The organism is Spirillospora sp. NPDC048911, assembly GCF_043198015.1.
GTDB lineage: Bacteria > Actinomycetota > Actinomycetes > Streptosporangiales > Streptosporangiaceae > Spirillospora.
Genome location: NZ_JBICUD010000005.1, coordinates 1 through 15997 on the forward strand (window position 1 = coordinate 1; position 15997 = coordinate 15997).

Consider the following 15997-nt stretch of genomic DNA (forward strand, 5'->3'; position numbering starts at 1 on the left):
CCGGATACGCCGTCACCATCGCCAACACCGTCCACCGCCTACCCAGCGACGACGACTGCACCGCAGCCGAACAAATCCTGCTGGACGCCATCGACCGCGACGTGCCACCCAGCAAACTCGCCAAACTCGGCGAAAAGATCCACGACCTGGTCAACCAGGCCAACGGCACCGACACCCCGCCCGAAGACGTGCAGCGCGGTTACGCCCGGTCCTGGCTGACGGCCAACCGGTCCCTCGACGGCGGCTGCTACCTCAAAGGCTGGCTCAACCCCGAAGACACCGCCATCCTGGACGGCACACTCGCCCCACTGGCCAAACCCGCTGGGGGCGACGATCTGCGGGACCGGGCCGAACGCACCGCTGCGGCGTTGACCACCCTGCTGTCCCAAGGCCACAAAGACAGCCGCGTCACCGTCATCGCCCACCTCGACACCTTGACCGGCAGCGACGCCCCCGGACGGTTGCGCGACGGCACACCGATCCCCGCCGCGCAGGTTAGGCGGCTGGCGCTCAACGCCGGAATCTCCACCCTGATCCTGGGCGCCAAGGAGGTGCCGCTGTATCTGGGCCGCACCGCCCGCATCGCCAGCCCCGCCCAACGCCAGGTGCTGGAAACCCTCTACGACACCTGCGCGGTCCGCGGCTGTGAAGTACCCGGCCTCCTGTGCGAGATCGACCACGTCGACGGATGGGCACTGGGACACAGCCCCACCGACATCGACAAACTCGCACTGTGCTGCGGCTGGCACAACCGATGGAAACACGCCAACCCCGAACAAATACAGATCAGCCAGGGGCAGGACGGACGCTTCGTCTACCGGACCCTGCCACCCAAGGGGAAAGCAGCACGATCCAGACGAAGACTGGTCGATCAGGCCGACAACCCCTGGCGCAACGACCACCACGCGGCCTGACCCCACCCCCATCGATCCAGCCTGAAGCCCGGCGCCACCAACACACCGGGCCTACAGGCACGCCTACAACTGCTCCACCTGACCGCAGTCCGCCAGGCAGCCCTTGGCCGCAGACCCCATTCCGGTGACCGCCGCTTCCCAGCGCCGCTACCCCCGCTCCCAGACAGGCTCTGCCCTCGCACTCTTGAACCACTCCGCAAACATGAACGCAGTCGCCACAGCCACATCGGCTCCACCTCGCGCGCAGCGCAGCGAAGCCCGTTCCCCACCGCCAACGTGCCGTCACGTTGGCGCATTGCCCTGCCCTCGCTCACCTCGCTGCCAAGCTCGAACCTCAACCCCGCCCTGACCTGCAGACGGACAACCAGCCAGGGTGCGGCTCGTTCTCCGTGAGCCACTCGCTCAGCTCAGCGAGGCCCTTACGAAGAAGGCCACACCTTCCCGGCTGTTCACTCAAATGATCATCAACTGCTAGTGTCCGACGCTGAGGGCCGGACAGCAGTGGTGAGGCCCTTCTGGAAACGGAAGGATCCATGGTGAGAAGAGTTCTCGGTACCTCCGCGGCGCTGGCCGCCTTTGCCCTCGCAGGGGTGGGGCTGACAGGCCCGGCGTCTGCCGCCCAGGTCCAGTCGGCGGAGTCCTGCCCGATCTCAAGGGTCAAGGCGGCGGAGAACCTGAAGATCCGCGTCTCGCCGACCAACAGCACCACCTTGGGGCTGATGCTCAAGGGTGCCGTCTCCTGCAGTTACGACTTCAAGGCGGGCACCACCTACACCGCCTGCGGCGCACGCGACAACCACTACTCCAAGATCACTTCCAGAGGCATCACCGGCTGGGTCGTCGACACCTGTCTGCTTCCTGCCTGAGTTCCTGCCTTGATCTGAGCTCTGGCCTCTGCTCTCGCGGCGACTCAGACTGCCGCGCACACAGCCCTCTCTTAACCGCCTGTCGAGCTGCTCACCGGCTGGTCGTTCGGCCTGAGGCGCCGAACTCCCAGATGGTGGCGTGGTTGTCGTACGCGCCAGTGGCGAGGTCGTGAAACTCGACGGCTTTGTTCATCCCCGCCACGGCGAGCCATCTGCCGTCAGGGCTGAAGTGCAACGAGCGCACCGCGCCGTTGTGAGTGATGTTGTGAACGCGGTCCCAGCTGACGGCGTCCCAGACATTCACGGAATTGAACGCGTTGCCGATGGCCAGCAGCCGGCCGTCCGGGCTGAAGCAGAGAGCGCCGACGTCGAGATGATCGTCGGCAGGCGCTGGACGCATTCGGATCACTGTGTCGCGGACGACGGCACGGAGGCGACGGGGTGGGGCTGGTCCAGGTCGAAGACTCGGCCGTCGGGGGCGCGCAGGTAGCCGACGAGGGTCGCCCACTCGACCTGGTTGGCGTGGCCCAGATGGCCCGGCAGCGTCGACCGGGCTGCCCTCGGCGAGCATTTCGTAGAGGACGTGCGAGAACCTGATCGCGGTGCTGTCGCTGATCTCGAACTGCATCGCGACGACGGCGGGGATGCGCTGCCGGACTAGGGTCTGCGCCATCCCAGCGGACGGGTCGGCTGTGCCTGAACGGGCGCCCTCGCAGGCGTTCAGCACGGCTAGGCGCGGCGAACGGTGGTCGTAGGGCAATGCGCCCGGCTCGTGTCCGCCGGCTGGACGGCCTCGGCCGTGCGCGTCCTTCAGCAGGAGCCCGCCGTGGCCGACGCTGGGCAGGAAACGGCCGTGCCCTATGAAAGGCAGCGCGTGGTGCCTCGACGCGGATTCTCTTCTAGCCGGCTTCAGCGTTGGAGGGGTGATGCGGTCGAGCACCACCCTGCCCTGTTCGATCAGGCCGCTGAGAGCCTCGTTGATCGTGCGCCACTCGCGTTCGCCGGGAGGGCCCGGACCGGGTCCGGGAATTCTAGGAAGCGGACGAAAGGCGTGCTCGTCGACAGGCACACGAAGCGCGTGGTCTCGGCGTCCTCCCATGGCAAGTCCGCCAGTTCCCCAGCCGCAGGCCCGACTCGTCGCCCTCGACCCGTTCGGCGCTGGACAGGAACCGGTATCGCACGTCGCTCTGGAAGACCGCCTCGACCAGCTTGCCGCCGAAGTCCCTGATGAGCCGCAGGTGTCGGGGCTGCGCAGCAGGAAGATCTCGAGCTGCTCCCGCGTGAACGGCTCGGCTCTGTCCGCCTGGCGAGTCGAGGACGCGGGCGCGATATCCCTGGTCGGCTCGTTCAATGAGTAAGTCGAAGCTCTCGTAGCGGGTCATTGGTGATGAACGCGCCCGCCTTCGCGCTGAGCTGGAGACCGAACTCCTCCGGGGCGTCGGGCAGGTCCTTCAGCCGCCGGACCAGGGCTTCCGCGACCGGTCGGATCCGGTCGGTCGCGGCACGTTCGACGGTCTGCTCGCCTTCCCGGCGGCGTGTGGGCTCGACCAACTGGCCCACGACGTTCCTCCCAAGGGAAGGGTGGGGGGACGATCAGGACGAGTCTCGCCGACCGGTTGGCGTGGTCCGGCCGGTGGGCGGGGCCCGTTCGGCGGGTTACCACGTGGTGCCTGCGGGCTCCTTGATGGTGGCGTTCAGGCGGTTGAACAGGTTGGTCAGCGCCACCACGAGGATGACCGCGGAGAGCTCCTGCTCGTCGAAGTGGTCGGCGGCGGCGTCCCAGATGTCGTCCGGGACCGCGTCGCCCGAACGGTCGGCGAGGCGGGTGGCCGCTTCGGCCAGGGCGAGGGCGGCGCGCTCGGCGTCGTCGAAGAAGGGCGACTCGCGCCAGGCGGAGACCGTGGCCACCTTGTCCGTGCTCGCGCCGCCCTTCTCGAGGTTGCGCACGTGGCCGAGGACGCAGGCGCTGCAACCGTTGATCTGGCTGACCCGCAGGCCGACCAGTTCCTGCATCTCCTGCGGCAGGCCGCTGGAGTTGACCGCCTTGAAGATGTTCTGGATGCCCTTGAAGGCGTCGGGGAGGACGTAGGCGGGGTTCTTCATCCGAGCTTCCATCGTTGCTCTCCTTCGTTCGTTCTGGTCCGTCACTGCACTGACGGAGCCCGGCGGAACGATGTGACAGCCGGCGGGAGGAAACTTTGAAATTCAGCGGAGGCGCTGGTCAGCGCCCGGTTCGCCGATGCCGCGCAGGAGAGTGTCCACCAGGCGGGTGGCGAGCGCGTCGGCGTCTTCGCCGCGTTCCTGCGCCGCCTCGTGGATGAGCGCGTAGTAGACGCGGCGCGCCCAGACGAGGTCGACGTCCGGGCGGAGCAACCCGGCTTCCTGGGCTCGCCGGAACATCTCGTCGCACCGTTCGAGGACCTCGGCGTGAACGTGGGCGACCTCGGGATCGGCGTCCTGGGCACGGCTCATGGCGAAGCCCCAGTCGATCTTGACGCGCAGCACGTTGGCCGTGACCTGGTAGAGCCCGACGAGGGGCGGGGTGGTCGCCGGATTCGCCGCGGCCACGGCCGCCGCGAACTGTTCGGTGGCCCACGCCGTCATCGCGTCCACCAGCGCCTCCCGCGACGCGAACCGGCGGTGGACGGTGGTCCGGGCGACGCCCGCGGCGGCGGCGATCTGCTCCATGCTGGCCGCCGGATTCCTGCTCAGCACCCGTTCTGCCGCTTCCAGAATCGTCCGAACGGTGCGTTCCGCATCGGAACGCAGTGCGCGCCCACCGAGGTTCATGGTCAAAACCTACAGCAGCGTCACATCTTCGCGGCGACTTGCGTCATTTGTGTTGCAAGTATTACGTTCGAAGCATCTACTCCGACGCATCTAAGGGATCGATCATGGACATGGGACTCACGGGCAAGACCGCCGTCGTCACCGGCGCCGGCCGCGGCATCGGGCTGGCGATCGTGACGGCGCTGATCGGCGAGGGCATGCGCGTCGTCGCCGGCGCCCGCACGATCACCGCCGAACTGACCGCCACCGGGGCGATCTGCGTGCCGGTCGACCTCTCCACAGCGCACGGGCCGGCGGAGCTCGTCGCCCGCGCGGACGGCGACGTCGACCTGCTCGTCAACAATGTCGGCGGCGGGGACGGCGGCGAGGGCCAGGTCGGCGGCTTCCTCGGCTTCGGCGACGAGCAGTGGACGCAGTCGTTCGAGCTCAACTTCCTCAGCGCGGTCCGCACCACCCGGGCGGCCCTGCCGAGCCTGCTCGAACGCGGCGGGACGATCGTGAACGTGTCGTCCAACGGCGCCCGGATGCCGCACGCGGGGCCCGTCCCGTACACGACCGCCAAGGCCGCGCTCACCGCGTTCGGCAAGGCCCTCGACGAGGAGTTCGGGCCGCGGGGCGTGCGGGTCAACACCGTCTCGCCCGGCCCGGTCCGCACCTCGATGTGGGAGGACCCGGCGGGCTACGGAGCCGAGCTCGCCAAGTCGATGGGGCTGACACAGGAGCAGTTGCTCGCGGCATTGCCCGGGTCCATGGGCATGACGACGGGCCGGTTCGTCGAGCCCGCCGAGGTGGCCTCGCTCGTCACGTACCTGGCCTCACCGCGTGCCGCGAGCGTGAGCGGCACCGACGTGCTCATCGACGGCGGTTCCATCAAGACCGCCTGAGCACCGCGAAGGCCCTCTGCCCGAGGGGCAGAGGGCCTTCATCACGTGCTCAGCCGAGCTTCCTGAAGAACTCCCGGATGTCCCCGACGAGCAGGTCGGGAGCGTCGTGCGCGGCCCAGTGGCTGCCGCGGTCGTACTCGTTCCAGTGCACGATGTTGGAGTGGTCGCGCTCAGCGAACTTGCGCGGCGCCTTGAAGTCGTAGGCGAAGGCCGCCAACCCCATCGGCACGGTCGTCTGCTCTGACGACTGCTCAGAGTGGTGGTTCTCGTAGTAGAACCGTGCCGACGACGCCGAAGTGTTGGTGAACCAGTAGATGGATGCGTTCGTCAGGACGTCGTCGGGCTCAACCGCGTCGCCGAGCAGCTGTCCCATCCAGGCGAGCTGCCCCGCTGGCGAGTCGGACAGGGCGTGCGCGAGGGTCTGCGGCTGGGCCTGCTGCGACCGGTCGTGGATCGCGTGCTCGACGAACGCCTGCCCGAACTGCAACGCCTGGTAGTCCTCGGGCGCGAGGCCCTCGAACTCGCCCTCGTCGCCCCGGGGGAACGAGAAGATCTGGTTGACGTGCACGCCGACGACATGCCCCTTGTCGGCCTCGCCCAGCAGCGGCCCGACGATGGCGCCCGCGTCGTTGCCGTGCACGCCGTACCGCTCGTAGCCCAGCCGGCTCATCAGCTCGGCCCACGCCTTCGCCGTCCGCGTCGCGTTCCAGCCGCGGGTCTTCGTCGGCCCGGAGAACCCGAAGCCCGGGATCGAAGGGATCACGACATGGAAGGCATCGCCCGGGTCGCCGCCGTGGGCGCGCGGGTCGGTCAGCTCGCCGACCAGGCCCAGGTACTCCACGAAGGTGTTGGGCCAGCCATGCGTGAGGATCAGCGGGGTCGCGTCCGGTTCGGGCGACCGCACGTGCACGAAATGGATGTTCTGCCCGTCGATCTCGGTGGTGAACTGCGGGTACTCGTTGAGCCTGGCCTCCTGCTCCCGCCAGTCGAACTCGTCCCGCCAGCGCGCGACCAGCCGCTGGACGTACGAGAGCGGCACCCCGTACTCCCAGCCCGGCGGCGCGGGCACCCCCTCGACCTTGCCCGCGACCTCGTCGGCGGGCAGTTCGTCGGCCCACCGAGTGCGCGTGAGCCGCCCCTTCAGGTCGTCCACGTCGGCCTGCGTGATCTCAATACGGAACGGCTTGATCTCGGACATCTGCGACCTCCTTGAGCGGAACGTTCTGCCTCGATTCTAGCAGAACAAACTATTCCGTTCCACTCTCTCCGTGGTCGGGCCCGAGCTGCTCGCGGACGCACATAGTTGCCGATACCCAGGAAAAACGCCAGCACAGCGCTGCATGTCCGGCTGGTGGCCCCGAACGAGACGGTCACTTCCTGTACTGCTGCCGGGACAGCCGGCACACCCGCGTCGTCCGGGCTCATCCAGCCGGCCCGTGCCTGCGGCGGTCGGCCAGGAGCGCCCGGACGCGGCCCGGTGTGTGACCGAGTTCCTCGCGCATGACCCGGCTGAAATGCGCCTGGTCGCTGAAATCCAGCGAGAACGCCAGAGCGGCGAGATCGGTCTCACCATCCTCGATGCCGGTCAGCGCACGGCTGACCCGTACCCGGTTGCGGTAACGGCTCACGGTCATGCCGACGTGGTGCCGGAACGTCCGGCTCAGATGGGACGGCGAGGTGCCCACCAGCCGGGCCAGACCGACCAGATCGCCCGCCTCCCGCTCGCCCGCCGCGATCGCCTCACGGGCCCGCTCAGCCAACTCCGCCCGTCCGGGCGCGAGCCGTCGCGGACCGCCATGCCCACGGAGCGCAAGCATGAGCAGGTCGAGCACCGCCTCCGCCGCACCGAACCCGGGATCGTCGCCATAATGCGGCAGCAACCGATGGGCGAGCTCCAGCCGGGCATCCACCGGCACAGCCGACGCGGCGCGGTGGACGGGGGGCTCTGGCCACAGGTCGTGGATGAGGGTGCTGTCTAGGAACGTGATCGACGTGCAGATGTCGCCGCCGGCGGGGTGGGAGAAGCGTTCCTCTTGCCCTGGGCCGTGCAGGTAGCCGACGGTGGGGTCGACCACTATCTCTTGGCCCTCCGAGGAGAGGCGAAACCGGCCGCGGCGGACCAGGATGATCTGCAGGGCGGCCGTTCGCTCCGGTTCGGACCATCGCGCGTCGTCTTCCGCACACGCGACCGTGTGGATCGTGAAGTGCGGGCTCTCGGCCATCACCTGCGCTGTACGCACGGCCGCGACCCTATGTGGCGCCTCCGACATTCCGGTGGGCGCATATTTCTTCAAGACCACGGGTGCCGGGTCTGGCGATGCTCTGCCCTATGACCGAACTCGCTCCTCCGGTCGCCGTGCGCCGGGGCCCGATGCTGGCCGTGCTGCTCGCCGGGCAGGTGATGGCGTCCATGGACGGCTCGATCGTCTCGGTGTCCGCGCAGACCATCCGGGCGGATCTGGACGCGGGCGGCGCGGCGATCCAGCTGATCGTGTCCGGTTACCTGCTGACCACCGGAGTGCTGCTGGTGACCTGCGCGAGGTTGGGCGACATCCTCGGCCACCGCCGCGCGTTCCTGATGGGGCTCGGATGGTTCACCGCCGCCTCGCTCGGGTGCGGCCTGGCACCCGGCGCCGAAGTTCTGGTGTTCGCCCGCATCGCGCAGGCCGCCGGTGCCGCGCTGCTGATGCCGCAGGTCTTCTCGCTCATCCAGTTGCACTGGGACGGGGCCGCGCGAAGGAGGGCCATCGGCATCTACAGCATGGTGCTCGCCCTCGGTGTCGCGCTCGGGCAGATCGTCGGCGGGCTCGTCGTGAGCCTCGACCTGTTCGGCCTCGGCTGGCGGCCCGCCTTCCTCATCAACGTTCCGATCGGCGTGGTCCTGCTGGCGGTGGGGCCGCGCGTCCTGCTCGGCGCGCGGCCCGAGCACCGGCAGCGTCTGGATCTCATTGGGGTGGGCGTTCTGACCGTCGCCATGACGGCGTTCACCGGGTCGCTGATCTTCGGGCCCGAACACGGCTGGCCCGCGTGGGCTTGGGTCTCGCTGGCCTTCGGCATCGGGCTGTTGTTCTTTTTCTTCCGGTACGAGACCACGGCGCGGCAGCCGTTGCTCGACCCGAAGGCGCTGCGGCCTGCCGGCGTGAAGCCGGGCTTGGCGGCTTGCTGGATCGTCATGGGCTGCTACACGGTCTTCCTGCTCACGCTGACTCTGCACCTGCAGTCGGCGCTGCGGTTCTCCCCTTTCGAGGCCGGGCTGGCGTTCGTCCCCTATGCCGTGGGCTTCGGCTCGCTGAGCCTGAGCTGGAATCGTTTCCGCCCAGGGGTTCAGAGGCTGCTTCCCCTGCTTGGGCCCGTCGCGTTCGCGGTGGGGGCGGCCACGATCGCGTTGCTCGCACGCGACCAGTGGCCGGGCTTGGTCTCCGTGCCGATCCTGGCGATCGCCGGGGCCGGGCACGCCGCCGGCTACAGCCCGTTGATCGCCCAAGTCTCGTCGCTGGTGGACATCCGATTCGCCTCGGCGGTCTCGGCCCTCAACTCCACCGGTCCGCTCTTGGCGAGCGTGACGGCGGTGGCGGGACTCGGCAGCGTCTACTTCGCCGCGCCCACGTCCGCCGACGGGCTCGTACGCGTCGTCGCTTCGATCATCGGGCTCCTCGTCCTCGGAGCCGTCTGCGCGCTCAGGGTGCGCTCGGCGCGCCCGTCCTGACCGAGCGCGTGAACACGACGGGCGGCTACCCGTCGGTAGTTTGCGCGGGACGGGAGCGGTTAGATTCGCCCCATGCGGCGAATCCTGCTCCTCGCACTGGCGGTCACCCTCGTCCTCGCAGGCTGTTCCGAGAACACCAAGGGAGGCGGCGGCAAGGGCAAGGGCGCCGCCGACGACAAGCGGCCCGCCACGGTAGAGGGAATCCCGACCGCCACTGGCACACACAAGCAGAAGCTGGAGGTCGGCGCGCCCGGCCATCGCGAATACCTGCTCCACGTTCCAGCCAAGCTCACCAAGGGCAAATGGCGGGACGGCAAGCCGGCCAAGCCGCTGCCCCTCGTCCTGGCGCTGCACGGCGGCCTCTCCAACATGGACGCCTTCAGAACGCTCACCGGGTTCGACAAGGTCTCGGACGACCAGGGTTTCCTGGTCGCCTATCCGAACGGCTTCATGACGACCTGGAACGCCGGAAGCTGCTGCGGCGCCGCCAAGCTCGGCGACATCAAGGACGTCGACTTCCTGAGCAAGCTGATCGACAAGCTGACCTCGGCCGGACTGGCCGATGCCAAGCGGGTGTACGTGGCGGGGTTCTCCAACGGCGCTGGCCTGCGAGCGCCCGAACAAGATCGCCGGAATCGGCGTGGTCGAGGGCGCGCTGGTGACCCCGTGCGAGCCCGGCCGCCCGGTCTCGGCGATGATCTTCCACGGCACCGCCGACCGGAGCGTGCCGTTCAACGGCGGCGGGCGCCGGGACTTCAACGACAGCCGGGGCTTCCCGCCGGTCTCGTACGCCGTGGACTTCTGGCGCAAGGCCGGGAGACTCCCCGCGATGCGCCAGGGCGTGCGCGCCCAGGGCGGGGCCGAATGCAGCTCCACCGGCAAGGGATCCCGCGGAGCCGAAGTGACGTTCTGCAAGATCGTTGGAGGCACGCATCGGTGGCCCGCCGGGGCCAGCCGGACGCTATGGAAGTTCTTCGACGCCCACCCGCAGGGCTAGCGGAACCGAGAGACATGAAGAACATTCATATCTAGTGTTTTCTGTGGCAATCTTGCAGGTATGAACCTCCGCGAGCGCTACGACGCCGCCACCGCCGACCTCGAGGCGCCCTTCGCGGTCGTCGACCTCCCGGCGCTGCGCGCCAACGCCGCCGACCTCGTCCGCCGCGCCGCCGGCAAGCCCGTCCGGGTGGCGAGCAAGTCCGTGCGGTGCCGCGCCCTCCTGGCGGAGGTCCTGGCGATGGACGGCTTCGCGGGGATCATGGCGTTCACCCTCCCCGAGGCCCTCTGGCTGGCCGGGCAGGAGATCAGCGACGACATCCTCGTCGCCTACCCCACCGCCGACCGGACCGCCCTGCGCGCCCTGGCCGCGGACGGGCACGCGGCCGCGACGATCACCATCATGGTCGACTCGGCCGACCATCTCGACCTGATCGAGGAATGCGCCGGGGGCCGTCCGATCCGGGTCTGCATCGACATCGACGCCTCCTACCGGGCGCTCGGCGGCAAGGTCAGGGTCGGCGCCCGGCGCTCGCCGCTGCACACCCCCGAGCAGGTCCGCGGGCTGGCCGAGGCGATCCTCAAGCGCCCCGGACTCGACCTCGTCGGCCTCATGGCGTACGAGTCGCAGATCGCGGGCGTCGGCGACGTCCCGCCCGGCAAGCCCGCGATGGGCCGGACGATCCGCGTCATGCAGAAGCGCTCGCGGCTGGAGCTCGCCCGCCGCCGCGCCGCCATCGTCAAGGCCGTGCGCGAGCTCACCGACCTGGAGTTCGTCAACGGCGGCGGCACCGGCAGCGTGGAGAAGACCGCCGCCGAACGCGCCGTCACCGAGGTGGCCGCGGGCTCCGGGCTCTACCAGCCGCACCTCTTCGACTACTACTCCAACTTCCGCGGCCGCCCGGCCGCGCTGTTCGCGCTGCCGGTCGTCCGGCGGCCCGGACCGGGCGTCGTCACCTGCCTGGGCGGCGGCTACCTGGCCTCGGGGCCCGGGGACGGGATCCGCCTGCCCCAGCCGTACCTGCCCACGGGACTGGCGTTCGATTCGAACGAGGGCGCCGGCGAGGTCCAGACCCCGCTCCTCGGCGACGCCGCCGACCTCCTGCGGCTCGGCGACCGCGTCTGGTTCCGCCACACCAAGGCCGGTGAGCTGTGCGAACGTTTCGACGCCCTGCACCTGATCGAGGACGGCCGCCTCGTCCGCACGGTGCCCACCTACCGCGGTGAGGGCCGGACCTTCCTCTGATCGTCTTGACCCGGCCCTGACCTCATTCGACTTTGACCGGTTCGGAGCTGGACCGGTTAAGTTGGCCACTATGACCGACGCACCGTTGATCAGCGTGCGCGGCGAGGCCGTACTGGAGGTCGAGCCGGAGATCGCACGGCTCCACGTCCACGTGCAGACGCAGGAGAGCGACCGGCGCAGGGCGCTCGACCGGCTCGTCGAGCGCAACCAGCACTGTCTCGACCTGGTCACGTCATACGGGGACGCGGTCGAGAAGCTCGAGACGGGCGGCCTCTCGATCACGCCGCTGCTGAAGTACCGGCGGCGCGAGGGCGACATCCGCGCCTACCAGGGCACCGTCTGGATCAAGATCACGGTCGCCGACTTCACCGTCCTGGGCGAGCTGGTCACGCGTCTCGGCGACTTGGAACGTACCTATGTGAACGGCCCGTCCTGGGAGCTCCGCCGCGACAGCCAGGTCTACAAGGACGCGGCGCGGCAGGCTGCGCAGGAGGCCGTGGCCCGGGCCCGCAGCTACGCCGAGGCGCTCGGCTGCCGCCTCACGGGGCTGGTCGAGCTGGCAGACGAGGGCCTCACCACCGACCCGGCCAGGGGCGGCCCCCAGGAGTACGCGGTGATGGCGGCCGCGCCGGGCTACGGAGCGGCCGACAGCAGCGGGCCGGAGGCGATCGACCTGGAGCCCGAGACCCAGACCGTCCGCGCCGCCGTCGAGGCACGCTTCCGCGCCACCCCGCCCGACCTCGAAACCCCCGCCGCCCCAGAGACGTCCGCCACCGGCCCCGCCCCGGAGGCGCCCGCCGGCACGCCAAGCCCGGAGGCGCCATGACAGCCGACATGGCCCACACCAACGGCTCGGCCCGGATGACCGCGAAGGGCGCGGCCGGGGCGCCGGGGACGCCGCCGGAGCCGTCTTTGGTGGATCCCTGTGCCGAACGCGGGCCCGGGGTGCCGAGCGAGCTGCGGGGACCGGACGCCGGAGGGCTGGACGTCTTCCTGACCGGCCAGGTGTTCATGGACATGATCTTCACCGGGCTGCCCGGGTTGCCGCCGCCCGGCACCGAGCTCGTCACCGACGGGCTCGGCTCCGCCCCCGGCGGCATCGCCAACATCGCGGTCGCGATGAGCCGGCTCGGCCTGCGCACCGGGCTCGCGGCGGCGTTCGGCGACGACATGTTCGGCGCGTACCTCTGGCGCACTCTCTCCGAGCAGGAGGACGTCGACCTGAGCTGGTCGCGCAAGGTCAACGGCTGGTCCACGCCGGTGACCGTCTCGCTGGCGTACGCGGCCGACCGCAGCATGGTCACCTACACCAAGCCGCTGCCCATGCCCGCCGACGCCCTCGTCGGCGACCTCCCCGCGGCCGCGACCTGCTTCATCGACATCGACCGGGCGGTCCCGGGCTGGGCCCTGGCCATGCGCGAGGAGGGCGCGCTCGTCTTCGCCGACCTCGGCTGGGACCCGACCGAGACCTGGTCCACCGACGTGCTCGACCGGCTGGAGCACGTGGACGTCTTCCTGCCCAACGCGGTCGAGGCGATGGCCTACACGCGCGCCCGCACCCCCGAGGCCGCCCTGGAGGCGCTGGCCGCGCGCGTCCCGGTCGTGGTGGTCAAGCAGGGCTCGCGCGGCGCCATCGCCATCGACTCGACGACGGGCGAACGCGCCGCGGCGCCGGCCCTGCCCGTCGAGGCCCTCGACCCGACCGGGGCGGGCGACGTGTTCGCCGCCGGATTCGTCTTCGGCACGCTCGCGGGCTGGCCCCTCGGCCAGCGGCTCTCGTTCGCCAACCTCTGCGCGGGGCTGTCGGTCCGCCACTACAGCGGTTCCCTCGGCGCGCCGTGCTGGGGCGAGATCGCGGCGTTCGGCGAGTCCGGCGAGGTGCCCGCGGAGGTCCTGGAACGGTACGACTTCGTCGTCCCCTACATTCCCGAGGCCGAGCTCGACCGCGGCCCCGACTCGGTGACCCGCGCCGAGCCGACCTTGAGATGAGCACCGAGGTGACCATGAAGATCGCGATCATCGGAGCGGGCAGCGGCTACATGCCCGGCGTCATCCGTGGCCTCCTGCACCGCGCGGACGACCTGGCCGGCGCCGAGCTCGCCTTCTACGACCTGGACGCGGGCAACCTCGCCCTCATGGCCCGGCTCGCCACCAACATGTTCGCCGCCCGTGACGCCTCATTCACCGTCACCACCCACACCGACCTCAAGCCCGCGCTCGACGGCGCCGCCTACATCTTCACCACGTTCCGGCCCGGCGGCATGGCGGCCCGCCATCTCGACGAGGCGATCCCGCTCAAGCACGGCGTCGTCGGCCAGGAGACCGCGGGGCCCGGCGGGTTCATGATGGCGTGCCGGTCCGTCCCCGTCCTCCTGGAGATCGCCGCGCACGCCGAGCCGGACGCGTGGATCGTCAACTACACCAACCCGACGAACATCGTCACCGACGCCGTGACCCGCAACACCGGCATCCGCATCATCGGTCTCTGCGACCAGTTCGTGGGCGACACCGAGATGTGGGCCGGTCTCCTCGGCCTCCCCTACGCACGCCTCGAAGTCGACTGGATCGGCCTCAACCACGCCACCTGGGCCGAACGCGTGCGCTTGGACGGCAAGCAACTCGACCTTCAGGCCCTCCTCGCCGACCTGGAGATCCCCGGCAGCGGAGCCACCCCGTGGCGCGACCCGTCCCGCATGGCCGAGCTCGCCAAAGCCCTCGGCTTCCTGCCCAACTCCTACTCCAAGTACTACTTCTTCCATGACCAGGTGGTCGACGAACTGCGCGCCAAGGGCACCACGCGCGCCGAAGACATCCAGGCGATGCTGCCCGGTTTCTTCGCGCAGATCACCGAGGAGTCGACCAAGCCCGACCCCGACCCCAGCCGGGAACGCGGCGGCGGCGAGCACGGCGAGTTCGCCATCGACGTGATCTGCACGCTCCATCTGAACGAGAGCCGCCGGGTCATCGTCAACACCGCCAACAACGGCGCGATCTCCTCCCTGCCGCCCGAGGCGATCGTCGAAGTGCCCTCGCTCCTCACCGCCGCGGGCCCCGTCCCGCTCGCCCAGGGCCCGCTGCCGCGCGCCGTCCGGGGCCTCACCCAGTCGATCCACGAGTACGAGCGGCTCGCGTCCGACGCGGCCGTGACCGGATCGCGCCATCTCGCGCTCCAGGCCCTGATGGCGCACCCCTTCGTCACCAGCAAGCACACGGCGGAGAAGATTCTCGACGAGGGCCTCGCGGCGCACCGCGCACACCTTCCGCAATTCGGCTGAACGCAGACACCGCCGCGCGCCGTACCCAAGGATGTGCAAGGAATCTGCGGCTACGAGCTCGATCTCGGCGTGTACGCCCTGGGCCAACTGACCGGTCCAGAGGCCGCCGACCTGCGCGCGCACCTGCCCAGGTGCGCGTCCTGCCAGGCCGAGCTGACCGAGCTCCAGAGCGTCGTCCGCGTTCTCGCCCGGACACGCAGAAGCGCCGGCCGCGGAGCGCGGTCCGGCGCCTTCGCCCGGCGTCTCAGCGGCGTTTGCGCCGCCTCAAGAGGACCAGAGCCGTCAAGGTGACCGCCACGCCCACCCCGATCGCCACCGCCTTGGGGTTGATCTGCCCCGGCTCGCCGTCCTTGGGCTCCTCGACGTAGACGAACGAGCGCGCCGTCTGGACGACGAGCTCGGCCTCCTCCCGGAGGCGCGCCTTGCCCCGCTCCGCCACGTTCCGCGGACTGACCCGATCCGCGAGCTCGTCGATCGTGCGTGCGAGCTCCAGGCGGGTGCGCTCGATCTCCCGCTCCAGCGCCTCCGGGTCGCGCCTGTCAGCCATGCCCTGTTCCCATCGTCAGCAACGCATGATCCGCATATCTTGTCAGGTCTTCCAGGGAAACGCCGCCTCACCCCAGCCGGTACGGTGGACCTGATTCATCCAAGCGAAAGGCGGAACCCGTGTCCGAGCGGCTGCAGCCAGGCGACGTCGCCCCCGAGTTCGAGCTTCCCGACGCGGACGGCAGCCCCGTCTCCCTGGCGTCCCTGCGCGGCCGCCGCGCGATCCTCTACTTCTACCCGGCCGCGATGACCCCCGGCTGCACCAAGGAGTCGGTCGACTTCCAGAGCAGCCTCGCCGCCCTCGACGCCGCCGGTGTCGCGGTCGTGGGCATCTCCCCCGACGAGCCCGCCAAGCTCGCCAAGTTCCGCGAGAAGGAGGGCCTCACGTTCCCCCTCCTGTCCGACCCCGACGCCAAGGTCCTCCAGGCCTACGGCGCGTACGGCGAGAAGAAGCTCTACGGCAAGCTCGTCGTCGGAGTCATCCGCTCCACGTTCATCCTCGACGCCGAGGGCAAGATCGAGAAGGCCTACTACAACGTGAAGGCCACCGGCCACGTCGACCGCCTCCGCCGCGACCTCGCCGTCTGAGCCGCGGCGCTCCCAGGACCGGGCTCCCGGCTCCGGCCTCTAAGATCGAGGAACAAGGCTTCGGACGCGAACCGTCCAAAGCTGGCGGACGTGGCGAAATCAGGCATACGCGGCAGGTTTAGGTCCTGTTGGTGGAGACACCGTGGGGGTTCGAGTCCCCCCGTCCGCACCCATAAGAACGCCCAT

Annotated in this window: 19 protein-coding genes, 1 tRNA gene and 2 pseudogenes; 14 read left to right on the forward strand and 8 right to left on the reverse strand. The window is 69.8% G+C overall.

Annotation, left to right across the window (positions count from 1 at the left end):
- Both ACGFNU_RS22685 and ACGFNU_RS22690 read left to right on the forward strand, forming a co-directional pair.
- Positions 1–914, forward strand: a 914-nt coding sequence (locus tag ACGFNU_RS22685; protein ID WP_392596528.1) for a DUF222 domain-containing protein, incomplete at its 5' end; no start/stop codon positions are given.
- A gap of 533 nt (positions 915–1447) precedes the next feature.
- Positions 1448–1780, forward strand: coding sequence for a hypothetical protein (locus tag ACGFNU_RS22690; protein WP_392596530.1), 333 nt, complete (start codon positions 1448–1450; stop codon positions 1778–1780).
- Positions 1781–1871: 91 nt separating this feature from the next.
- Here ACGFNU_RS22690 and ACGFNU_RS22695 read toward each other — a convergent pair whose 3' ends face one another.
- Together ACGFNU_RS22695 and ACGFNU_RS22700 are read right to left on the reverse strand one after the other, a co-directional pair.
- Complete coding sequence (locus ACGFNU_RS22695; RefSeq protein ID WP_392597725.1) at positions 1872–2180, reverse strand: WD40 repeat domain-containing protein; 309 nt, start codon at positions 2178–2180, stop codon at positions 1872–1874.
- Between the two features lie 150 nt (positions 2181–2330).
- Positions 2331–2879, reverse strand: a pseudogene (locus ACGFNU_RS22700) (CHAT domain-containing protein); the annotation flags it as partial.
- On the opposite strand from ACGFNU_RS22700, the gene ACGFNU_RS22705 reads away from it, so the two are divergent.
- A complete protein-coding gene (locus tag ACGFNU_RS22705; protein WP_392596531.1) occupies positions 2878–3138 on the forward strand; it encodes a hypothetical protein in 261 nt (86 codons plus the stop codon). The pseudogene ACGFNU_RS22700 and the gene ACGFNU_RS22705 overlap by 2 nt on opposite strands.
- Here the strand turns inward: ACGFNU_RS22705 and ACGFNU_RS22710 are convergent.
- From ACGFNU_RS22710 to ACGFNU_RS22720, 3 genes are all read right to left on the reverse strand, one after another.
- Entirely contained in the window at positions 3128–3340 is a 213-nt protein-coding gene (locus tag ACGFNU_RS22710) for a CU044_2847 family protein (RefSeq protein WP_392596533.1), read from the reverse strand. The genes ACGFNU_RS22705 and ACGFNU_RS22710 overlap by 11 nt on opposite strands.
- Before the next feature lie 96 nt (positions 3341–3436).
- Positions 3437–3895 (reverse strand): carboxymuconolactone decarboxylase family protein, encoded by a 459-nt coding sequence (locus ACGFNU_RS22715; protein WP_392596535.1) that lies wholly within the window; start codon positions 3893–3895, stop codon positions 3437–3439.
- Positions 3896–3985: 90 nt separating this feature from the next.
- Positions 3986–4570, reverse strand: coding sequence for a TetR/AcrR family transcriptional regulator (locus ACGFNU_RS22720; protein WP_392596537.1), 585 nt, complete (start codon positions 4568–4570; stop codon positions 3986–3988).
- A gap of 104 nt (positions 4571–4674) precedes the next feature.
- On the opposite strand from ACGFNU_RS22720, the gene ACGFNU_RS22725 reads away from it, so the two are divergent.
- Positions 4675–5454 (forward strand): SDR family NAD(P)-dependent oxidoreductase, encoded by a 780-nt coding sequence (locus ACGFNU_RS22725; RefSeq protein ID WP_392596539.1) that lies wholly within the window; start codon positions 4675–4677, stop codon positions 5452–5454.
- Positions 5455–5503: 49 nt separating this feature from the next.
- Here ACGFNU_RS22725 and ACGFNU_RS22730 read toward each other — a convergent pair whose 3' ends face one another.
- Both ACGFNU_RS22730 and ACGFNU_RS22735 read right to left on the reverse strand, forming a co-directional pair.
- The gene (locus ACGFNU_RS22730) at positions 5504–6652 is read right to left on the reverse strand and encodes an epoxide hydrolase family protein (RefSeq protein ID WP_392596541.1); all 1149 of its coding nucleotides are present in this window, start codon (positions 6650–6652) and stop codon (positions 5504–5506) included.
- Between the two features lie 223 nt (positions 6653–6875).
- The gene (locus tag ACGFNU_RS22735; RefSeq protein WP_392596543.1) at positions 6876–7694 is read right to left on the reverse strand and encodes a helix-turn-helix domain-containing protein; all 819 of its coding nucleotides are present in this window, start codon (positions 7692–7694) and stop codon (positions 6876–6878) included.
- Between the two features lie 89 nt (positions 7695–7783).
- On the opposite strand from ACGFNU_RS22735, the gene ACGFNU_RS22740 reads away from it, so the two are divergent.
- The 8 genes and pseudogenes from ACGFNU_RS22740 (at position 7784) to ACGFNU_RS22775 (ending at position 14968) form a co-directional block, all read left to right on the forward strand.
- Positions 7784–9160 (forward strand): MFS transporter, encoded by a 1377-nt coding sequence (locus ACGFNU_RS22740; protein WP_392596545.1) that lies wholly within the window; start codon positions 7784–7786, stop codon positions 9158–9160.
- A 369-nt stretch (positions 9161–9529) separates the two neighbouring features.
- Positions 9530–9715, forward strand: a pseudogene (locus tag ACGFNU_RS22745) (hypothetical protein); the annotation flags it as partial.
- A 7-nt stretch (positions 9716–9722) separates the two neighbouring features.
- Entirely contained in the window at positions 9723–10157 is a 435-nt protein-coding gene (locus ACGFNU_RS22750; protein WP_392597775.1) for an alpha/beta hydrolase family esterase, read from the forward strand.
- Between the two features lie 60 nt (positions 10158–10217).
- A complete protein-coding gene (locus ACGFNU_RS22755; RefSeq protein WP_392596547.1) occupies positions 10218–11402 on the forward strand; it encodes an amino acid deaminase/aldolase in 1185 nt (394 codons plus the stop codon).
- 70 nt (positions 11403–11472) lie between these two features.
- Complete coding sequence (locus ACGFNU_RS22760) at positions 11473–12228, forward strand: SIMPL domain-containing protein (RefSeq protein ID WP_392596549.1); 756 nt, start codon at positions 11473–11475, stop codon at positions 12226–12228.
- Positions 12225–13391 carry a carbohydrate kinase family protein gene (locus ACGFNU_RS22765; RefSeq protein ID WP_392596551.1) on the forward strand — a complete coding sequence of 389 codons (1167 nt, stop codon included), beginning with the start codon at positions 12225–12227 and terminating at the stop codon, positions 13389–13391. Before ACGFNU_RS22760 ends, ACGFNU_RS22765 begins: the two co-directional genes overlap by 4 nt.
- 14 nt (positions 13392–13405) lie before the next feature.
- Positions 13406–14677 (forward strand): glycoside hydrolase family 4, encoded by a 1272-nt coding sequence (locus ACGFNU_RS22770; RefSeq protein ID WP_392597726.1) that lies wholly within the window; start codon positions 13406–13408, stop codon positions 14675–14677.
- 69 nt (positions 14678–14746) lie between these two features.
- Complete coding sequence (locus ACGFNU_RS22775) at positions 14747–14968, forward strand: zf-HC2 domain-containing protein (protein ID WP_392597728.1); 222 nt, start codon at positions 14747–14749, stop codon at positions 14966–14968.
- On the opposite strand, the gene ACGFNU_RS22780 is transcribed toward ACGFNU_RS22775, so the two are convergent.
- On the reverse strand, positions 14922–15224 hold the full coding sequence (locus ACGFNU_RS22780) for a DUF3618 domain-containing protein (RefSeq protein WP_392596553.1): 303 nt from the start codon (positions 15222–15224) through the stop codon (positions 14922–14924). The two genes, ACGFNU_RS22775 and ACGFNU_RS22780, sit on opposite strands and share 47 nt — an antisense overlap.
- Before the next feature lie 119 nt (positions 15225–15343).
- Between ACGFNU_RS22780 and bcp the strand changes: the two genes are divergently transcribed.
- Together bcp and ACGFNU_RS22790 are read left to right on the forward strand one after the other, a co-directional pair.
- On the forward strand, positions 15344–15811 hold the full coding sequence (gene bcp, locus ACGFNU_RS22785) for a thioredoxin-dependent thiol peroxidase (RefSeq protein ID WP_392596555.1): 468 nt from the start codon (positions 15344–15346) through the stop codon (positions 15809–15811).
- Between the two features lie 84 nt (positions 15812–15895).
- Positions 15896–15980 (forward strand) — tRNA-Leu (locus tag ACGFNU_RS22790).
- Positions 15981–15997: the final 17 nt, after the last annotated feature.